At 73.3% G+C, this 19,254-nt stretch carries 15 protein-coding genes; 7 read left to right on the top strand and 8 right to left on the bottom strand.

Translation table 11 applies throughout. From position 1 onward, the window contains the following. Positions 1 to 30: 30 nt before the first annotated feature. The 5 genes from AB0H81_RS01640 to AB0H81_RS01660 are packed head-to-tail and all read right to left on the bottom strand — an operon-like array spanning position 31 to position 6,839. A complete protein-coding gene (locus AB0H81_RS01640; RefSeq protein ID WP_358367691.1) occupies positions 31 to 1,335 on the bottom strand; it encodes a lipopolysaccharide biosynthesis protein in 1,305 nt (434 codons plus the stop codon). Further along, positions 1,323 to 2,177, bottom strand: coding sequence for a sulfotransferase (locus AB0H81_RS01645; protein ID WP_358367693.1), 855 nt, complete (start codon positions 2,175 to 2,177; stop codon positions 1,323 to 1,325). Before AB0H81_RS01645 ends, AB0H81_RS01640 begins: the two co-directional genes overlap by 13 nt. Then, positions 2,174 to 3,097, bottom strand: a complete 924-nt coding sequence (locus AB0H81_RS01650; RefSeq protein ID WP_358367695.1) for a hypothetical protein — start codon at positions 3,095 to 3,097, stop codon at positions 2,174 to 2,176. The genes AB0H81_RS01645 and AB0H81_RS01650 overlap by 4 nt, the downstream gene beginning before the upstream one ends. Further along, entirely contained in the window at positions 3,094 to 4,362 is a 1,269-nt protein-coding gene (locus AB0H81_RS01655; RefSeq protein ID WP_358367698.1) for a hypothetical protein, read from the bottom strand. The genes AB0H81_RS01650 and AB0H81_RS01655 overlap by 4 nt, the downstream gene beginning before the upstream one ends. Beyond that, positions 4,359 to 6,839, bottom strand: coding sequence for a Wzz/FepE/Etk N-terminal domain-containing protein (locus AB0H81_RS01660; RefSeq protein WP_358367701.1), 2,481 nt, complete (start codon positions 6,837 to 6,839; stop codon positions 4,359 to 4,361). Before AB0H81_RS01660 ends, AB0H81_RS01655 begins: the two co-directional genes overlap by 4 nt. 327 nt (positions 6,840 to 7,166) lie before the next feature. On the opposite strand from AB0H81_RS01660, the gene AB0H81_RS01665 reads away from it, so the two are divergent. Then, positions 7,167 to 8,306, top strand: a complete 1,140-nt coding sequence (locus AB0H81_RS01665; RefSeq protein ID WP_358367704.1) for a hypothetical protein — start codon at positions 7,167 to 7,169, stop codon at positions 8,304 to 8,306. Here the strand turns inward: AB0H81_RS01665 and AB0H81_RS01670 are convergent. The 3 genes from AB0H81_RS01670 to AB0H81_RS01680 form a co-directional block, all read right to left on the bottom strand. Beyond that, positions 8,251 to 9,132 carry a sulfite exporter TauE/SafE family protein gene (locus AB0H81_RS01670; RefSeq protein WP_358367707.1) on the bottom strand — a complete coding sequence of 294 codons (882 nt, stop codon included), beginning with the start codon at positions 9,130 to 9,132 and terminating at the stop codon, positions 8,251 to 8,253. The genes AB0H81_RS01665 and AB0H81_RS01670 overlap by 56 nt on opposite strands. Then, complete coding sequence (gene cysC, locus AB0H81_RS01675; protein ID WP_358367710.1) at positions 9,129 to 10,349, bottom strand: adenylyl-sulfate kinase; 1,221 nt, start codon at positions 10,347 to 10,349, stop codon at positions 9,129 to 9,131. The genes AB0H81_RS01670 and cysC overlap by 4 nt, the downstream gene beginning before the upstream one ends. Positions 10,350 to 10,419: 70 nt before the next feature. Continuing rightward, positions 10,420 to 11,133, bottom strand: a complete 714-nt coding sequence (locus tag AB0H81_RS01680) for a methyltransferase domain-containing protein (protein WP_358367712.1) — start codon at positions 11,131 to 11,133, stop codon at positions 10,420 to 10,422. Positions 11,134 to 11,208: 75 nt separating this feature from the next. On the opposite strand from AB0H81_RS01680, the gene AB0H81_RS01685 reads away from it, so the two are divergent. The 6 genes from AB0H81_RS01685 (at position 11,209) to eno (ending at position 19,206) form a co-directional block, all read left to right on the top strand. Beyond that, entirely contained in the window at positions 11,209 to 11,601 is a 393-nt protein-coding gene (locus AB0H81_RS01685; RefSeq protein ID WP_358367714.1) for a signal peptidase I, read from the top strand. 65 nt (positions 11,602 to 11,666) lie between these two features. Continuing rightward, positions 11,667 to 15,155: a transcription-repair coupling factor gene (mfd, locus tag AB0H81_RS01690; RefSeq protein ID WP_358367716.1), complete on the top strand. Its 3,489-nt coding sequence runs from the start codon at positions 11,667 to 11,669 to the stop codon at positions 15,153 to 15,155. Positions 15,156 to 15,184: 29 nt separating this feature from the next. Further along, a complete protein-coding gene (locus AB0H81_RS01695; RefSeq protein WP_358367718.1) occupies positions 15,185 to 15,823 on the top strand; it encodes a SurA N-terminal domain-containing protein in 639 nt (212 codons plus the stop codon). A gap of 3 nt (positions 15,824 to 15,826) precedes the next feature. Then, on the top strand, positions 15,827 to 16,771 hold the full coding sequence (locus tag AB0H81_RS01700) for a MazG family protein (protein ID WP_358367721.1): 945 nt from the start codon (positions 15,827 to 15,829) through the stop codon (positions 16,769 to 16,771). A gap of 93 nt (positions 16,772 to 16,864) precedes the next feature. After that, entirely contained in the window at positions 16,865 to 17,893 is a 1,029-nt protein-coding gene (locus AB0H81_RS01705; RefSeq protein ID WP_358367724.1) for a serine/threonine-protein kinase, read from the top strand. A gap of 35 nt (positions 17,894 to 17,928) precedes the next feature. After that, positions 17,929 to 19,206, top strand: a complete 1,278-nt coding sequence (gene eno / locus AB0H81_RS01710; protein ID WP_358367727.1) for a phosphopyruvate hydratase — start codon at positions 17,929 to 17,931, stop codon at positions 19,204 to 19,206. The last annotated feature ends 48 nt before the right edge of the window (positions 19,207 to 19,254 follow it).

The following is a 19,254-nucleotide window of genomic DNA, read 5'->3' on the forward strand; positions in this document are numbered from 1 at the left end:
TGCGGCGGTACGGGCGCGCCCGGCAGGCGGTCATGCGGTGGCCCAGGCGCGGACGCGGAAGGCGGTCAGCGTGTGGCGGCCGAACGGGCGGAGGCCGTAGCGGCGGTGCAACCGCCACAGCGGCAGGAGGTTCTTCACCAGCGTGCCGCCCGACCAGCCGAGCGCGGCCCCTAGCGCCCCATGGCCGGGGATCAGCGCCACGTCGAGCGCGATCGTCACGGCTGTGGCGGCGAGGAGGTTGGCCAGGCTGGCCGTGGTGTGCCCGGCGGCGGTCAGGACCACGTCCACCAGGCCGCACGCCGTCGCCACCATCATCGTGGCGGCCAGCACGAGCGCCACGGGGACCGCCGCCGAGTACGCGGGCCCGAACAGGCCGAGCGCCCACGGCGCGAGCGCGGCGTACCCCAGCCAGACGGGCCATGTCACCAGCACCAGCCACGCCGTCGTCACCTGGTACAGCTCGCGGGCGCGCGCGTGCTCGCCGTCCGCCAGCGCCCGTACGAGCCGAGCCTGTACGGCCTGCGTCATGCCCTGGCCGGCGAGCTGGCCGACGACCTTGAACCGGGTGGCCGCCGTGTAGACGGCCGCCTGGGCGGGACCGCCGAGCAGGGCGACGACGACGATGTCGAGCCGCTGGAACACCGCCTGGACCGCCCCCGCCACCGATCTGGGGGCCGTGTGCCGCCACAGGTCGCGGGCCGTGCCCGGCAGGTAGGGAGTGCGCGGCGCCCGGCCCCGCAGGCCGTACGCGGCGAGGACGAGCACGGGCAGGTACGGCAGCGCCCAGGCGAACGGCAGCCACGCGGGGACCGCGGCGAGGGCGGCGGCGGTCACCAGGACGAGCTGGGCCACCGGCAGCAGCAGGCCGTCGAGCAGCACGGTGGGCCGCATCGCGCCGAAACCGCGGGTGGCGGCCAGCAGCACGTCGCTCGCGACGATGACCGGGAGCGCCAGCGACAGGAACCCCAGCCGGGGGAACAGCAGCGCGGCGGCGGTCGCGGAGACCACCGCGCACGGCACCAGCGCCGCCCGGATATATCCGGATATGCCGCGGTAGTCGTAGGTGGCGGCCCGGGCGATGAAGAACACCAGCCCGTTGCCCGCGTCCAGCTTGGCCACCCCGGCGGCCATGAGCGCCAGCGCGGTGGCGGTGAAGAACGCCCCGGCCTGCTCGGCGGTGAACGCCCTGGTGACGATCACCACGAGGAGGAACTGGGCCAGCGCCCCGGCGGCGGCCCCGGCCAGCCCGGCGGCACCCGCCCGCGCCACCTGCCCCAGCGGCGACGCCCCGCCGGGAAGGGGACGCCGGAGCAGGTGCTGCGTCAGCGACGCCACGACGGTTCGCCTCCGAGCCAGCGCGAGAGCCGCGAGTCGTACACCTCGAAGTGGTCGCTCAGCCGCCGCCGCACCGACTCGGGCAGCGCCTTGGGCCGCGACCGGCCGTTGTGCCGCTCGAAGACCGGGTAGCCCAGGTGCGGCACGCCCAGGAACTCCAGGACCCGGTCGTAGACGCCCTCCGGCTCGGCGAAGAACACGTGGCTGTCGAGCACCAGGAGCCGCTCGCGTCCGAACAGCGGCTCCAGCCGGTCGAGCTGCTCGGCGTAACGGCCGCGGGCCAGATAGGCGTGGTGGCGATGGGAGTGGTGCTGGGAGTACGGGTCCGCCCGCAGGCTCTCCTCCGCCCCGGCCAGCCGCGCGGCCTCCAGCTCCACGGCGTACTCGAAGTGCGACTCCGTCTCGAACCCCCGCGCCAGCTCGTGCGCGTGGGCCGAGCAGGCCCGCTCGACCGGGTCGCGCACCAGGACCAGCAGCTTCACTCCGGGCAGGTCGGCGGCGATGCGCTCACCGGCCGGCGGATGGAACAGGTAGTACGGCGACGACTCGAACGCCCGCGGCCGGGCGCCGTGCCGGCCCGCCAGCAGCGACGCGGCGGACCGCAGCGGGAAGTGCGCCTGGTACCACGGCAGCCCGCGTTCGTAGCCGACGTCGAAGTAGTGGACGCCCTTGTGCAGCACCGGCTTGAACAGCACCGGGTGCTGGGCCAGCGCCCGGTAGAGCGACGTGGTGCCGCACCGCTGCGCGCCCACGATGAGGAACGACGGCAGCAGCCGCGCCCCGGACGTCAGCCTGCCGGCGGTGCGCGACATGGCCAGCACCGCGTGCTTCCCGGCCTTCACGGCAGCAGCTCCTGATGGTCGACGAGGGGACTGAGCCACACGTCCGGCGGGCCCAGCGGACTGTGGCCGTCGGCGGCGTGCCGGTCGGCCAGCTTGATGAGGTACAGCAGCGCCGTCCGCCGTGCCTGCGCGCCCGACACGCCGTACGGCGCCAGCAGCCGTACGGCCTGCGCCAGGCACGCCCGCGCGGCCGTCGCCGGGTCCATCCGGCGCAGCGCCCGCTGGAAGAAGTGGTGGACCGCGTCGAACCCGTAGGGCACGCCCACCTCGTACCGCTCCCAGTCCCAGACCAGGAGCCGGCCGTCGGAGGACGGCGCGATGTTCCACGGCGACAGGTCGCCGTGCCAGGCGGCTCTGCCGGGGTCGCCGGTGCCGGCGATCTCGCGCACGGCGGCCGTCAGCAGCTCGGCCGGCACCCGGGGCCGGCCGGGACGCAGCGTCCGGCCCCGGCGTACGGGCAGGGGCGAGACCGCGAGGAGCTCCAGGCTGCGCCAGCGGCCGTGATGCAGCACGGTGGGCGCGATCACGGTCGTGAGCGTCAGGGCGGCCAGCTTCCGCAGCGCCGCTGCCTCGTTGGCGACCAGCGCGGCGGTCCGCTCGGTGTCGCCCACCTTCACGTACGCGAGGAGCTCCCCGCCGGAGCGGGCCTCGAGGACGGGCTTGCGGTTGGCCCGCCGGGCGGGCCGCACATGCAGGACGGTCTCCACGGGAACGCCGAACAGCTCGCCCAGATGGGCCGAGATGGACCCCTCGACGGGAACCACGAGCCGACGGCCGACGTGCCACCAGCGGCGCGGCGCCAGGCGGCGCGGCAGCAGCGGATGCGGCAGCAGGCTGTGGGCACGGGGCGAGCCCGAACCGGGGTAGAGCAGGCGGACCGTGTCGTCGAGGTAGCCCAGGCGGATCTTGGCGTCGTTCACGAGCTGTTCCTCCACAGCAGGGCGAAGGAGATGAGATAGAGGATGAGGGGGGTGACCAGGCCGTCGTAGACGAGCATGTAGAGCAGCACGAGAGCCATCACCAGCACCCCGGCCAGCCCCACGGGGCTGCGGTCGGACCAGTGGCGGCGGATCGCGCCGACGAAGAACGCGACGTACAGGGCCGCGCCGGTGAAGCCCTGCGTGATGACGAGCAGCCAGAGCTGGCCGTCGCTGCCCAGCGGCGGATGGCCGCAGCCGGAGCACCAGGCGGTCTTGCCGGTGGTGATCGTGCGGTGGTTGCCCAGGGCGTTGCGGGTGTTGCCGTAGCCGATCACGGGGGAGTGGGCGGCGGCCTTGATCGTCGCCGTCACCGTGAACGCCCGGATGTCGTTGGAGTGCGGATTGTCCAGGCGCTGGCCGACCAGCCCCGCCAGCGGGCTCAGCGCGAACACCAGAGCCCCGGCCACCGCCGCCCCGCACAGCGCCAGACGGGCCCGGCCGCCCACCCGCAGGACCACGTACAGGGCGCTCAGGCCGAGCCCGATCCACAGGCCCCGGTTGAGCGAGTACACGACGGGGACGGCCGCCAGCGCCGCCAGCGCCACGGCCGCCGCCCTGCGGGCCCGCCCGCCGTACACCCACCAGCCGACCACGAACCAGACCAGCAGCACCGACACGTTGCTGCCCCAGGCGTTGGCCCACTCGAACGGCGCCTCCGGCCGGGGCGAGGCGTAGCCGAGGACCTTCTGGGTCTGGGCGGCGGTGGGGTGGACGAGGTTCTGGACGAACGGGTTGCCGCCGATCCAGTCGGGCAGCAGCAGCTCCACGGGCGAGGTGAACGAGAAACCCGGGGCGAACACGCCGAGCAGCCCGCCCGCCACGGTCACCACGAACAGCGCGCCGAGCATCCGCACCAGCGTGAGCTGCGGCAGCTCCCGCTCGGTCAGGTTGCCCAGGTAGAGCACGAGGATCAGCACGGAGACGTACAGGGCCAGCCGCATCGCGTAGCCGACGACCCGGCCCGCGCCCAGCTCGCCGTAGGTGCCGGGGGGCGACTCCGACAGCATGAGCGCGCTCAGGCCGTAGCCGGCGAGCAGCAGCAGCCACAACCCGAACCCGCGCGGCACCCGGACCGGCCTGCGCCGCCACAGGATGACCGCCATCGGCACGGCCAGCACGACCACCGCCAGCCCGCCGAACCCGAGCGCCCACCACACGGGGTAGCCGAGGAGCAGCGCGCCGACGGGCCACGCGGGTCCTCTCACGAGGGGAGACCGGGAGGGCGGGGCGACGCCCGCATGGGCCCGGTGTCGTCCCCGCTCCCACGCTTCACCCGGCGATCCGCACCCCGCCCACCCGTCGGCCCGCCCGCCCGCCGGGCCCAGCCGTCGGCCCCCGTCTCTGTCGGCTGCCGGGCCCCGCGATCCGCCCAGAGGGCGGCGCCGTGCTCGGTGTCCTGGTCCGCTCGGTGCACCGACGCGTGCCCGGATCCGGGAGGCAGGTCGGTCTCGGGGGAGGCCGTGTGCGCCCACCGGCGTGCGGTCGTGTCCTCTTCTGCCGGGTCAGCCCGCCGGAGGGATGTCGCGTCCGGGGCGGCCGACGGTGGACACCCGAAGCCGGTCGTGCTCGACCCGGGCGAGGCGGGGTGTCCGAGGTCGGTCGCGGTCGGCCGGTTCGTGTCCGTGTAGCCGAAACCGGTCGCGCTCGGCGCGGTCAGGTCGGCGTGCACGGAGCCGTTCGCACTCGGCCCGTTCGCGTCCCGGTGTCCGAAGCCGGTCGTTTCAGAACTGGTCGGGCTGAGGTGTCCGAAGCCGGTCGGGACGGTGGTGGTCGTTCCTCGGTTCTGGGGGGTGGGCGGGGACGCGTCGGTCGTCCCTCGTCGGGGTCCGCCGGTCGTGTCGGAGGTGGTCGTGGGCTGACGGAGAGTCGTGGGCTGCCGGAGGAGGGTCGCGTCGGGGTCGGTCGGGGGGCCGCCGTCGGTGAGGGCTGCGGGGTCGCGCCTGGAGCCGGCCACCAGCTTGCCGAGCGCCGTCTGCGAGCGCGCCTGGGCGAGGGCCGGCGACACGGGCTCGCCGTACGTCGTCACCACGCCGATGACGGGCACCCGGTGCCTGCTCAGGTGGCGTGCGGCGGCCAGCACCTCCGTGGACGTCGCCCGGCCGAGCCCCACCAGCAGCAGCGCGGCGTCGGCGCGGGCCAGGTCGCCCGTTTCGGAGCCGTCGAGGACCGACAGCAGGGTGCCCGCCGACAGGGAGGACGTCACCGTCGTCGTGGCGAGGTCGGCGGGTACGGCGCGGACCAGGAGCCGCTTGCCTGGACACGCCGCGACCGCCGCGCTGGCCAGCTCGTGCAGCGCCTCGGCGAGCGCCGCACCGGCCTGCCCGCCGCCCGGCCTGTCGCCCCGAGTGCTCTCCACGCCCGCGCGCCCGGCACTCGCGCGTCGCCGGCCTTCCCTGTCGCCTCCCTGGGCCGCGCCCGCACGCCGCGTACCCTCTCCGCCCTCTCCACCGGCCGTGCCCGTGCGCCGTCCGCCCACTCCGCCCGCGCCAAGCGCCGTCCCCGCGCGTCGTCCGCCGAGCGGAGCCCCCACTCCCTCCGCATCCGCGACCGAGAAGCCCGCGCCCGGAGAGCCCGCGCCGTCCGTACTCGCGACCGGGGATCCTGGGGCTGAGAAGCCCGCGCCCGGAGAGCCCGCGCCGTCCGTACTCGCGACCGGGGATCCTGGGGCTGAGAAGCCCACGGCCGGAGAGCCGGCGCCGTCCGTACCTGCGATCGAGAAGTCCGTGTCCTCCCCTCCCGCGATCGCGAACGCCGTGCCCCCCGCGCGTGCCCCCCGGGCGACACCCGGCTCCCTCCGCCCCGTGCCGCGGTCGCCGCGGGGCAGGGCGGCGACGACCGGGAGGCCTGTCAGGCGCTCGACGTCGGCGGGGGTGCGTAGCCGCGTGTCGAGGCGGTCGCGGGCCATGGCGGCCCCCGCGCCCACCAGGAGCCCGAGCATGAGTCCCGTCCCCAGGAACAGCGGGAGGCTGGGCGACGCCGGGTCCGTGGGCGGGACGGCGTCACTGATCACCGAGCCGGGCGTCACGGTCGTCGTCTTCAGCGTGTCGTACTTGAGCGTCAGGCTGTAGGCCTGCCGGTTGAGCACGCTCTGCCGGTGGCTCGCCAGGGTGTGCTCGGCGGTGCCTTTGCGCAGCGTCTCCAGTTGCCTCGTGACGGCGGTGAGCGTGGCGTTGACCTGCTTGAGCTTGGCCAGCATGGCCTTCTGCTGGAGCGCCAGCGCGGCCTGCGCGGTGGCGGCGCGGTTGGCGAGGTACGCCTCGGCGTAGGCGCGGGACTGGGCCGCCGCCGTGTCGGGGGTGGCGGCGGTGACGGACAGCGACAGCACGGCGGAGTTGGGCGGCACGGCCACCTCGACCGGCTCCGGCGCGGTGGTCTTCAGCAGCCGGGCGGCCCGGGCGGCGACGACGGCGGAGGCGGCGACCTGCGCCTCGGTGTCGAGGTTGAGCGGCTCGCGCTGCCGGTTGGTCACCTGGTTGCCCTGCTCCTGGACGCCCACGGCGGCGACGAGCACCTGCGTGGTGGCGGTGTAGGCGGGCGGCGTCAGCCGCATGAGCCCCAGCCCGGCCGCGCCGCCGGCCAGCACGCACCCGGTGAAGATCAGCCGGCGTCGGCTCAGCAGTGACAGGTGGTCCCCCAGGTCGGTGCCGGACCGGCGGGCCGGGAGATCCGGCGGCAGGCTCATGAGGCTCCCTGGGGGTGTGTGCGGTCCGTCGCCGAACGGCGACGGTGCGTCACGGACGGAGGGTGTGTCCACTATAGGCGGGACGGATATCACCCAAGCCGAATACGCGAGATTTTCTGCGCTAAGGCCAGGGGATTGCCCTTCCATAAACCGAAATTTCGGTGCGAAATAGCGGGCTCGCACCTGGGGTCACCAGCGGGAACACCGGCACCGGCTGACGTTCATGAGAATCACATGGCATGGTTCAGGTTTGATGTGTCGGGGGTCTTCCGGTGAGAGGGGCGGGCTGTCGTGCTGCCATCTGACAATTCACGCCATTCATATGTGATGCGAAGAAAGAAGTTGGGGGCGGGCGAGGGAACGGAGCGCCGCCGCGCCTCCGCGGCCGTGGCGTTCCTGCTCGTGTCCGCGCTGACGGCCTGCGCGGGCGCCGGGGAGGCGGGGGGTCCTCGGGCGGGCGTGGGCACTCCGGCCGGCGGCGAGCGTACGCCCGGAGAAGAGAACACCGGGGCGACGGCGCCCGCGGGCCCCGCCGCCTGTGCCGTGACCGACAAGCTCATCCCGTCCTGCGGCGCCTGGTGGGGCGTGGCGCCCGAGATCTTCACCGGCGCGCCCGTCGACAAGGCGCTGCGCGGCGCGGAGACCCGCATGGACGCGAGGGCCGACGTGGTCCACGTCTACCACCGGGGCAAGGAGCTGTTCCCGACCGGCCGGGAGATATCGCTGGCCCGCGACCCGGCCCATCCCCGCCTGCTGCTGGTCAACTGGAAGCCCTCGGTGGACCGTACGTGGGCGGAGATCGCCGACGGCGCCGTCGACGGCCGGATCGACCGCCTGGCGGCGCACGTCCGGCGCGCGTTCCCCGACCGGTTCTTCCTGACGATCCACCACGAGCCCGAGGACGACGTGCGCCCGGGCCCCGGTTCGGGCATGGAGGCGGCCGACTACGCGGCGATGTACCGCCACGTGGTGCTGCGGCTGCGCGAGAAGGGCGTGCGCAACGCGGTCACGGTCATGACGTACATGGGGGCGCCGAACTGGGCGTCGAAGCCGTGGTTCGAGAAGCTGTACCCGGGGGACGACGTGGTCGACTGGGTCGCCATGGACCCGTACGCCGACGACCGGGTGCGCGACTTCGACGGCCTGGTCAACAAGACCCGGCCGGACTACCCCCGCTGGCCGGGCTTCTACCGGTGGACACAGCTCCGCTTCCCCGGCAAGCCGGTCATGGTGGCCGAGTGGGGGGCGTTCCTGCGGGGCGAGGACCGGGCGTTCCAGCGGGCGTTCTTCGAGTCCGTACGCGCCCAGATGCGGCGCTACCCGCAGATCAAGGCGCTGGTGTACTTCGACTCGCCGCGGGCGCCGCGCGGCGACACCCGCTTCGACGCCGAGCCCGCGGCCGGGCGGGCCTTCAGCGAGCTCGCACGAGATCCGCACTTCCGCTCGACGCCCGTGCCGCTGCCCTGACCTGCCACACCCGTCCGGCGACGATGACGGCGACGGCCCCGGCCAACGCCCAGAGGGTGGGCGTGTTGCCGACGTTCAGCAGCTTGAGCGCGGAGGCGAGCAGCACGACCGCGAGCATGGCCCTGATGAGGCCGCCGGGCGCCCGGGAGGAGATCCGGGCGCCGAGGTAGACGCCGGGGATCGACCCGATGAGCAGCGACACGGTGAGGTGGAGCTGGAAGTCGCCGAAGAGGAGGTGGCCGAGGGCGGCCGAGGTGACCAGGGGCACGGCCTGCACGAGGTCGGTGCCGACGAGCTGGTTGGCCTTGAGCATCGGATAGAGCGCGATGAGCGCCACGATGATGAGCGACCCGGACCCGACCGACGACACGCCGACGATCAAGCCACCTACCGTACCGACCAGTAGGGTCGGGATCGGGCGTACGACGATCTCGGTCGCCTCCGCCATGCCGCCCCGCCCGCCCAGCAGGGTCTTCGCGGCCAGGCCCGCCACGGCGAGCAGCAGCGCGACGCCGAGGGCGTACTTCACGCCGTCGCCCACCGCGAACGCCCGCGCCACGAACACCCCGCAGAACGCCGCCGGCACCGACCCCGCGCACAGCCAGCCCACCAGCCGCAGGTTGACCGTGCCGCGGCGCAGGTGGACGAAGCTGCCGACCGGCTTCATGACCGCCGAGGCCACCAGGTCGCTGGAGACCGCGGCGAGCGGCGGCACGTTGAAGAACAGCAACATCATCGGGGTCATGAGGGCGCCGCCGCCCATGCCGGTCAGGCCGACGACGACGGCGACGAGAAAGGAACCGGCGATCAGGGGGAGATCAATCAACGGACCCATCCTCCGCTCCGCAGCGTCCCCAGCACCTGGGAGACGGCCGCCTCGATCGAGATGTGCGTGGTGTCGATGACCAGGTCGGCGTCGTCGGGCTCCTCGTACGGGTCGGAGACGCCGGTGAACTCGGGGATCAGCCCCGCGCGGGCCTTGGCGTACAGGCCCTTGCGGTCACGCCGCTCGCACTCCTCCAGCGGGGTGGCGACGTGGACCAGGAGGAAGTCGGCGCCCACCGACTCGACCATCTCCCGCACCTCCTCGCGGGTGGCCGCGTAGGGCGCGATGGGCGCGCAGATGGCCAGGCCGCCGTGGCGGGCGGCCTCGGCGGCGACGAAGCCGATGCGCCGGATGTTGAGGTCGCGGTCGGCCTTGGAGAACGTCAGGCCCTTCGACAGCAGGGCGCGCACCACGTCGCCGTCGAGATGGGTGACGGTGCGGCTGCCCAGCTCCAGCAGCGCGTCGCGCAGGCCGCGCGCGATCGTGGACTTGCCGGAGCCGGACAGGCCGGTGAAGAACACCACGAGCCCGCGCCGGTGCGGCGGGCCGGGGATGCTCACCGGCTCGGGCCCGGCCAGGTGCTCGGCCGCGCCGTAGGCCGTGGCGACGTGCTCGCGCAGCTCCAGGTCGAGCTCGGGCTCCTCGCGCGGCGCCAGCGGCACGGGCACGACCAGGGTGTCCTCGGGGAGCTTGCCCTTGGCCTTCAGCGCGGCGCGGACCACGGCGGGGCCGGGCTCGCCGTACGACAGGGGCAGGAGCACGATCACCGCGTCGAGCTCCTTGGCGGTGGCGGTCACCTCGGTGAGGGTGAGGTCGTCGAGCGGCCCGCGCATCGTGACGGCGAGGGCCGCGCGGCCCGCGAGCAGTTCGCGGACCTCCGCGGGCGCGCGCCGCAGCCGGGCGAACGGCCCGTGCTCGGCCGCGCCGAGACCGCGGAGGGGGCCGGCGGCCAGGCCGCCGTGCCCGCGCTCGGTCACAGTGAGTACGGCGAGCGGGACGCCCTCCGGGTCGAGCAGCGTGACCTCGTCACCCGGGGCGGCATCCTCGGGCAGGTGCAGGGTGACGGGCGCCGGCCAGGGGGTGCCGTCGGCCAGGGTGCCGCGCTCATGGACCGCGTGCAGGTCGTCGTGGCCGAGGAAGCCCGTCAGCGGCTCGAACGCCCCGGACAGCAGCAGCTCGAGGTCGGCCAGCTCCCGCGCCTCGGGGGTCCACTCCACGTCTGCGCCATCCCAACTATTCCGATTGAATTGGTAGGAAAGGAGTCTAGCGGGTGTCTCGCGCGTGTCGCTAGATGAGGCGGGCGAAGTGGTTCTGCGGCTTCTTGATGACCATGGTGATCTCGTCGTGCGTCGAGGGGCAGCGGCCCCGGGTCAGCCTGGCGGCCAGCGTCACGGCGGCGTGCCCGAGCGGGCTGAGCGGCGGCGCGCTCGCCGCGATCTCGTCATCGGTGATCATGAGCCCGCGGCTCAGGCAGAAGGCGTGAATCCCGTCGCGCGAGGTCAGCGGCTCGTACACGGCGGGCAGGGGGCCGGGCGCGCCGCCGGCCGACAGATGGCGGCGCAGCCACCACGGGGCCAGCCGCTCGCACAGCCCGTACGCGGAGCGGCGGTCGCGCATGCGCAGCAGGACCAGCCCGCCCGGCCGCAGCGCCTGGAGCAGCCGGTCGAGCACCAGCTCGGCGTGGTGGATGCGCTCCAGCAGGAACGACAGCTGGATGACGTCGAACGACCTCGGCCGGATCGGCGCCGAGCGCAGGTCGCCCAGCAGGCACCTGGCCAGGTCGGTCCGCCCCGCGGTCACGCTCCTGATCACCGGCAGGTCCTCGTCGACGCCGGTGAGGCGCGCCTCGATCCGGTCGAGGGTCGCCGGCTCGTCGTGCAGGCAGCCGGCGACCAGCACGTCGAGGCGGCGGCCGAGCTGCTCGGCCCACTGCTCGCGCAGGCGCTGGACGAAGAGGTCGCGCGGCGCCGCGACCGGTCGCAGATCAGACGTGCTACTCACAGTGGCCATCATATGACGCACCGTGCACACCCTCGCCGACGTGCCCGTCGCGGGGGTCGGCTAGCCTCCCCCCACATGGGTGACTCCGTGTACGTGGGGAACGCCGGCGACGACGGCGCGGCCGACGACGGCTGGCTGCTCGGGCACTTCAAGCCGTACGGCGACCCGCGCCACAGCGAGGACGTCGAGATCAAGTGGGGTGTCCACCCGGCCGGACAGGAACGGGCCGCCTGGGTGACCGGCGAGCGCCGCACGGCGCTGCTCGTCCTGGTCAGCGGCCGCTTCCGGGTCGAGCTGCCCGGCCGCAGCGTCCTGCTGGAGCGGCGCGGCGACTACGTGGTGTGGGGGCCGGGGGTGGATCATTCGTGGCTGGCCGAGGAGGAGTCGGTGGTCCTGACCGTACGCTGGCCGTCCGTGCCCGGGTACGCGGTCACCGGGGCCCCGCCGCCAAGTACCCTTGATGGCTGAGACCCCCGCGACCTGACCCGGCCGGGGGTAGTCGTGTTGCCGTCGTGGGGCTGTGGGCGTATCTGATGAGTCTTTCCGGACTGCTTGACCTTGTTGCCGCCGACCCTAAGCTGGCCGCCGCCCTCGATGAGGGCGGCGACGTCGCGCTGGTCGCTCCCGCGGCGCTGCGCCCGTTCGCCGTGGCCGCGCTCTCCGGCCACGACCAGCGCACCGTGCTCGCCGTCACCGCGACCGGCCGCGAGGCCGAGGACCTCGCCGCCGCGCTGACCAGCCTCATCGACCCCTCGGCCGTCGCCGTCTTCCCCGGCTGGGAGACGCTGCCGCACGAGCGCCTCTCACCGCGCAGCGACACGGTGGGCCAGCGGCTCGCGGTGCTCAGGCGGCTGGCGCACCCGGTCAAGGACGACCCGGCGGCCGGGCCGCTCAGCGTGGTCGTGGCGCCCGTGCGCGCCCTGCTCCAGCCGATCATGAAGGGGCTCGGCGACCTCCAGCCCATCCGGCTGCGGGCCGGCGACGACGCCGATCTCGAGGACGTCGTGGCGCGGCTGGTCGACAACGGATACCACCGCGTCGACATGGTGGAGCGGCGCGGCGAGGTCGCGGTGCGCGGCGGCCTGCTCGACGTCTTCCCGCCGACCGAGGAGCACCCGCTGCGCCTGGAGTTCTGGGGCGACACGGTCGAGGAGGTCCGCTGGTTCAAGGTGGCCGACCAGCGCTCGCTGGAGGCGGCCGAGGGCGGCCTGTTCGCGCCGCCCTGCCGTGAGCTGCTGCTGACCGGCGAGGTCCGGGCGCGGGCCAGGGAGCTGGCCGCGCAGCACCCCGCGCTGGCCGAGGTGCTCGACCAGCTCGCCGAGGGCATGCCGGTCGAGGGCATGGAGGCGTTCGCGCCCGTCCTCGCCGGGGAGATGGACCTGCTGATCGACCACCTGCCCGCGCGGTCCGCGGTGTTCGTGTGCGACCCCGAGCGCATCAGGGGCCGCGCCGAGGAGCTCGTGCACACCTCGCAGGAGTTCCTGGAGGCGTCCTGGATCAACGCGGCGGCCGGTGGCGAGGCGCCGATCGACCTCGGCGCGGCGGCGTTCCGCACGCTGGAGGAGATCCGCCTGCGCGCCGACGTGCTCGGGCAGCCGTGGTGGTCGCTGGCGCCGTTCGGCGAGGGCGTCGAGCTCGACGCCCACGACTCCGAGGCGTACCGCGGAGACACCGCGCGGGCGCTGGCCGACGTGAAGGGCTGGCTCGCCGAGGACAAGGCGGTCGTGCTCATCAGCGAGGGCCACGGCCCGGCCGAGCGCCTGGTCGAGGTGCTCAAGGGCGTGGACGTGCCGGCCAGGCTCCGCACCCACCTCGACCAGCCGCCGGAGCCCAAGGTCGTGCACGTCACCACCGGGCTCGTCGAGCACGGCTTCGTCACGCCCGGCCTGGCCGTGCTCACCCACCTCGACCTGGTGGGGCAGAAGGCGTCCACCAAGGACATGCGGCGCCTGCCGTCCCGGCGGCGCAACATGGTCGACCCGCTCCAGCTCAAGGTCGGCGACCACGTGGTCCACGAGCAGCACGGCGTGGGCCGCTACGTCGAGATGGTCCAGCGCACCGTCCAGGGCGCCACCCGCGAGTACCTCGTCATCGAGTACGCCAAGGGCGACCGCCTGTACGTGCCCACCGACCAGCTCGACGAGGTCACCCGCTACGTCGGCGGCGAGGCGCCCACCCTCAACCGGATGGGCGGCGCCGACTGGGCCAAGGCCAAGTCCCGGGCGAAGAAGGCCGTCAAGGAGATCGCCGGCGAGCTGATCCGCCTCTACTCCGCGCGCATGGCCTCGCCCGGCCACGCCTTCGGCGCCGACACGCCCTGGCAGCGCGAGATGGAGGACGCCTTCCCCTACGCCGAGACGGGCGACCAGCTCGAAGCCATCGACGAGGTCAAGCGCGACATGGAGCGCGGTGTCCCGATGGACCGGCTGATCTGCGGCGACGTCGGCTACGGCAAGACCGAGATCGCCGTGCGCGCAGCGTTCAAGGCGGTGCAGGACGGCAAGCAGGTGGCGGTGCTCGTGCCGACCACGCTGCTGGTCCAGCAGCACCTGTCGACGTTCACCGAGCGCTTCTCCGGCTTCCCCATGAGCGTCAAGCCGGTCTCCCGCTTCCAGACCGACGGCGAGGTCAAGGGCACCCTCGAAGGGCTCCGTTCGGGGGCCGTGGACGTCGTCATCGGCACCCACCGGCTGCTCAGCCCCGAGGTGCGCTTCAAGGACCTCGGCCTCATCATCATCGACGAGGAGCAGCGCTTCGGCGTCGAGCACAAGGAGGCCATGAAGCACCTGCGCACCCAGGTCGACGTGCTGGCGATGTCCGCCACGCCGATCCCGCGCACGCTGGAGATGGGCCTGACCGGCATCCGCGAGATGTCGACGATCCTCACGCCGCCGGAGGAGCGGCACCCGATCCTCACCTTCGTCGGGCCGTACGACGAGAAGCAGATCACGGCGGCGATCCGGCGCGAGCTGATGCGCGACGGCCAGATCTTCTTCGTGCACAACCGCGTGGCCTCCATCAACAAGGTCGCCGCGCGGCTGCGCGAGCTCGTGCCCGAGGCGCGCGTCGCCGTGGCCCACGGGCAGATGAACGAGCACCAGCTAGAAAAGATCATGGTGGGGTTCTGGGAGCGGGAGTACGACCTGCTCGTCTCCACCACGATCGTGGAGTCCGGGCTCGACGTGCCCAACGCCAACACGCTGATCGTGGACCGGGCCGACAACTACGGCCTGTCGCAGCTCCACCAGATCCGCGGCCGGGTCGGGCGGGGCCGGGAGCGCGGTTACGCGTACTTCCTGTACCCGCCGGAGAAGCCGCTCACCGAGACCGCCCACGAGCGCCTGGCGACCATCGCCCAGCACACCGAGATGGGCGCCGGCATGTACGTCGCGATGAAGGACCTGGAGATCCGCGGCGCCGGCAATGTGCTGGGGGCCGAGCAGTCCGGCTTCATCGCGGGCGTCGGCTTCGACCTGTACGTCCGCCTGATGGCCGAGGCGGTCGAGGAGCAGAAGGCCAAGCTCTCCGGCGGCGAGCCGCAGCAGGAGGTCCACGACGTCAAGGTCGAGCTGCCGATCAACGCGCACATCCCGCACGACTACGTCACCTCCGAACGGCTGCGGCTGGAGGCGTACAAGCGGATCGCCGCGATCGCCTCGGAGATCCACATCCACGAGGTGCGCGAGGAGCTCACGGACCGTTACGGCCGGCCGCCCGTCGAGGTGGACAACCTGCTGGAGGTCGCCCGCTTCCGGCTCAAGGCACGCCAGGCCGGGCTCACCGACGTCACCCTGCAGGGGCAGAACATCAAGTTCGGCCCGGTCAGCCTGCGCGAGTCGCAGCAGGTGCGGCTCGACCGGCTCTACAAGAAGGCCGTCTACAAGCACGCGGCCGAGACGCTGCTCGTGCCCGTGCCCAAGACGAAGCCGCTGGGCGGGCAGCCGCTGCGTGACCTGGACCTGCTCAAGTGGTGTGGTGATCTCGTCGAGGCGCTGTTCCTGGAGCCCATGCGGGTAAGCTAGCGCCGGGTTTTTGTCGGAAAGGGACGTAAGTGAAGTCGATTCGAATGGCTGTGGCCGCCGCAGCGGCAGGGGCGAGCCTCTTCGCGCTGACCGCCTGCTCCGCGCCCATGGAGGCCGGCGCCGCGGCCGTCGTCGGGAACGAGCGCATCTCGGCCGGCGACCTCAAGCGCAACGTCAAGGAGTACGACGCCGCGCTGGCGAAGAGCGGGCTCACCACCCAGTCGCTCGGCATCCCCGGCTCCACGGCCGAGGTGGTGCTCTACCAGCTCGCCAACATCGAGCAGGCCGAGCAGCTCGTCGAGAAGGCCAAGGTCAACGTCACCGACGCCGAGGTCGACCAGGCCATCAACGGCGCCACCCAGCAGGGCGGCAGCTTCGAGCAGTACATGGTCTCCCAGGGCATGGCGCCCAGCAACGGCCGCCGCTTCATGCGCATCTCGGTGGGCCTGCAGAAGCTGCTCGCCCAGTACGGCGGCGGCACCGACCAGGCGGCGCAGCAGCGGGGGAGCGAGCGGATCCAGAAGGAGGCCGCGACCATCCCGATCACCTACAGCCCGCGCTACGGAGTGCTCAACGCGCAGCGGTCGCAGACGAACCCCGGCCTGTTCGCCGACGCCGGCCGCTTCGGCAAGGCCTCGACGCAGGGCGCCGCGCAGCAGCAGGGCTAGCCCATGCCGCTGATCGTCGTCACCAGCTCGCCCCGGGTCGCCCCGGGGCTGCTCAGCCACCAGGCGTGGCAGGCGCTGCGCTCCGGCCGCGTGCTCGCCGGCTCCGCGTCCCACCCCCAGCTCCCGTACCTCGCCGAGGCCGGGATCGAGGTGACGGTCGTCGAGCCCGACGCCGCCCGGCTGGCCCGCGAGGCGGTCGAGCAGACCGTGGTGTGGCTGGCCGAGGACGACGAGGACTTCATGCGCGCGGTCGGTCACGCCGCGATCGCCCTGGACGAGCCGCCGCTGATCGAGGTCGTGCCCGGCTCGTACGACCTGCCGGGCGCCCGGGTGCTCGACCTCGTCGCGGTCATGGACCGGCTGCGGACCGAGTGCCCCTGGGACCGCAAGCAGACCCACGAGTCGCTGGTGCCGTACCTGCTCGAAGAGGCGTACGAGGTGCTGGAGACCATCGAGCAGGGCGACCACGGGGCGCTGCGCGAGGAACTGGGCGATCTGCTGCTCCAGGTGGTGTTCCACGCGCGGGTGGCCGAGGGCTTCGACGTGGACGACGTGGCGGCCGGGATCGTCGAGAAGCTCGTGCGGCGGCACCCGCACGTGTTCGGCTCGGTGCGGGCCGACAGCGCCGACCAGGTCAACGACAACTGGGAGGCCATCAAGGCCGCCGAGCGGGCCGCCAGGAACGAGGAGCCGTCCGTGCTGGACGGGGTGCCGCTGGGCCAGCCGGCCCTGTCGCTCGCGGCCCAGCTCCTGCGGCGCGCCGGGCGCGGGGGCGCTCCGGACGCGCTGGCCGCGGGGATCGGTCAGGGGCTCGGGCGGGAGCTGTTCGATCTGGTACGCCGGGCGCAGGAGGCCGGGGTGGACCCCGAGGCGGAGCTGCGCGCGGCGGCCCGCGCCTACCGCGACCGGGTGCTCGCCTGGGAGTCCCAGCCGCCCTCCCCGTCCTGACCGCGTCCCCTCCCCACCCCTCCTCGTACCGCGTCCCCTCCCCACCCCTCCTCGTGCTGCCCGCCCGGCCGCTCGCCGGGATCACGTGATCCGGTGGCGCCGGGCGGTGGTGGCCAGGGATCCGTCTACCTGGGGGAGGACGACGCCGGCCGGCGGGTCGCGGTCAAGGTGCTGCACGCCCGGCTCATGGGCCACGACCGGGCCACGCGGCGGTTCCTCCAGGAATGCGTCATCGCGGGCAGGGTCGCCGCGTTCTGCACCGCCAGGGTGATCGACTCGGGCCTGGTCGACGGCCGGCCGTACATCGTGAGCGAGTACGTGCCCGGGCCGTCGCTGCGCGAGCTGGTGGCGGACGAGGGACCTCGGATGGGCGGGGCGCTGGACCGGCTGGCCGTCGGCACGGTGGCCGCCCTGGCCGCCATCCACCGGGCCGGGATCGTCCACCGCGACTTCAAGCCGGCCAACGTCCTGTGCGGGCCCGACGGGCCCCGGGTGATCGACTTCGGCATCGCCAGGGCCATGGAGACGATCACCTCCGCGAGCACGGTGGTCGGCACGCCGGGGTACATGTCGCCCGAGCAGATCGCGGGCGAGCCGGCCACGCCCGCCTCGGACATGTTCGGCTGGGCCGCCACGATGGCGTACGCCGCCACGGGCCGGTCGCTGTTCGCGGGGGAGTCCATCCCGGCGGTGATGCACCGCATCCTCACCGAGGAGCCCGACCTTTCGGAGGTGGACGAGCCGCTGCGCTCGCTGCTGGCCGCTTGCCTGGACAAGCGGCCCGAAGCCCGGCCCTCGGCCGCCGAGGAGGAGAGGGCCCCCTTGGACCCGCCGGGACGCGCGGAGGGGACGGAACGTCCGGCACCGCCGGGGCGTCGGCCGGCGCCGGAGAGCCGGCCGGCGGCGGGCTGCGCGTGTGGGACGCGCGCACGTGCGAGCGGGTCGCCACGCTCCTGCCCCAAGAAGCCGGTGGGTCCGCCGGGACCAGCGGAGGCGCCGCCCCGGTCACGGCCCTGGCCGCGGGCCCGATCGACGGGCGTCCGGGCCTGGTCGCGGCGGTCGGCGGCGCCATGCGCGCGTGGACCCTGCGGGCCGGTCGGTAGGGCTACCGATAGGCTCTGAAGGCATATTGCCTTTTCGACTTAGGAGCGCATCCCGTGGCTACCATCGAGGTCGTTTACGCCCGCGAGATCCTCGACTCCCGGGGCAACCCCACGGTTGAGGTCGAGGTCGTCCTCGACGACGGCAGCAGCGGCCGGGCGGCCGTGCCGAGCGGCGCCTCCACCGGTCAGTTCGAGGCCGTGGAGCTGCGCGACGGCGACGAGCGCTACGGCGGCAAGGGCGTGGAGAAGGCCGTGCTCGCCGTCACCGACGAGATCTTCGATGAGATCCACGGCGTCGAGGCCGAGGACCAGCGCATCATCGACCAGATCATGATCGACCTGGACGCGACGCCGAACAAGTCCAAGCTGGGCGCCAACGCCATCCTGGGCGTTTCGCTGGCCGTGGCCAAGGCCGCCGCCGACAGCGCCGAGCTGCCGCTGTTCCGCTACCTCGGCGGCCCCAACGCGCACGTGCTGCCCGTGCCGATGATGAACATCCTGAACGGCGGCGCCCACGCCGACACCAACGTGGACATCCAGGAGTTCATGATCGCGCCGATCGGGGCCGGGACGTTCCGCGAGGCGGTGCGCATGGGCACCGAGGTCTACCACGCGCTCAAGAAGGTGCTGAAGGAGAAGGGCTACGCGACGGGCCTCGGCGACGAGGGCGGTTTCGCGCCCAACCTGCCGTCCAACCGCGACGCGCTCGACCTCATCCTGGTCGCCATCGAGAAGGCCGGCTACACCCCGGGCGAGGACGTCGCGCTGGCCCTGGACGTGGCCGCCTCCGAGTTCCACAAGGACGGCGTCTACACGATCGACGGCAAGGGCATGTCGGCCCAGGAGCTGATCGCCTTCTACACCGAGCTGGTCGACAACTACCCGCTCGTCTCCATCGAGGACCCGCTGAACGAGGAGGACTGGGAGGGCTGGAAGGCCATCACCGAGGCCCTCGGCGACAAGGTCCAGCTCGTCGGCGACGACCTGTTCGTGACCAACCCCGAGCGGCTGGAGCGCGGGATCGGCAGCGGCACCGCCAACGCGCTGCTGGTCAAGGTCAACCAGATCGGCACCCTGTCGGAGACGCTCGACGCCGTCGACCTGGCCCACCGCAACGGCTACCGCTGCATGATGAGCCACCGCTCGGGCGAGACCGAGGACACGACGATCGCCGACCTCGCGGTCGCGGTCAACTGCGGCCAGATCAAGACCGGCGCCCCGGCCCGCTCCGACCGCGTGGCCAAGTACAACCAGCTGCTGCGCATCGAGGAGCTGCTGGACGACGCCGCTCGCTACGCGGGTCGCGCGGCGTTCCCGCGTTTCCGCCGCTAGTTTCGGGTACGGTCCCCGCGGCCGCCGATCGACCGCGGGCCCGTGCCC

Origin of the sequence: Nonomuraea sp. NPDC050691 (genome assembly GCF_040654455.1) — a bacterium.
GTDB lineage: Bacteria > Actinomycetota > Actinomycetes > Streptosporangiales > Streptosporangiaceae > Nonomuraea.

Bases quoted from the DNA above. Each gene is read 5' to 3' on its own strand.
- AB0H81_RS01660 (WP_358367701.1), bottom strand. From the start codon at position 6,839: ATGAGCCTGCCGCCGGATCTCCCGGCCCGCCGGTCCGGCACCGACCTG.
- AB0H81_RS01665 (WP_358367704.1), top strand. From the start codon at position 7,167: ATGCGAAGAAAGAAGTTGGGGGCGGGCGAGGGAACGGAGCGCCGCCGC.
- AB0H81_RS01685 (WP_358367714.1), top strand. From the start codon at position 11,209: ATGGGTGACTCCGTGTACGTGGGGAACGCCGGCGACGACGGCGCGGCC.
- mfd (WP_358367716.1), top strand. From the start codon at position 11,667: ATGAGTCTTTCCGGACTGCTTGACCTTGTTGCCGCCGACCCTAAGCTG.
- AB0H81_RS01700 (WP_358367721.1), top strand. From the start codon at position 15,827: ATGCCGCTGATCGTCGTCACCAGCTCGCCCCGGGTCGCCCCGGGGCTG.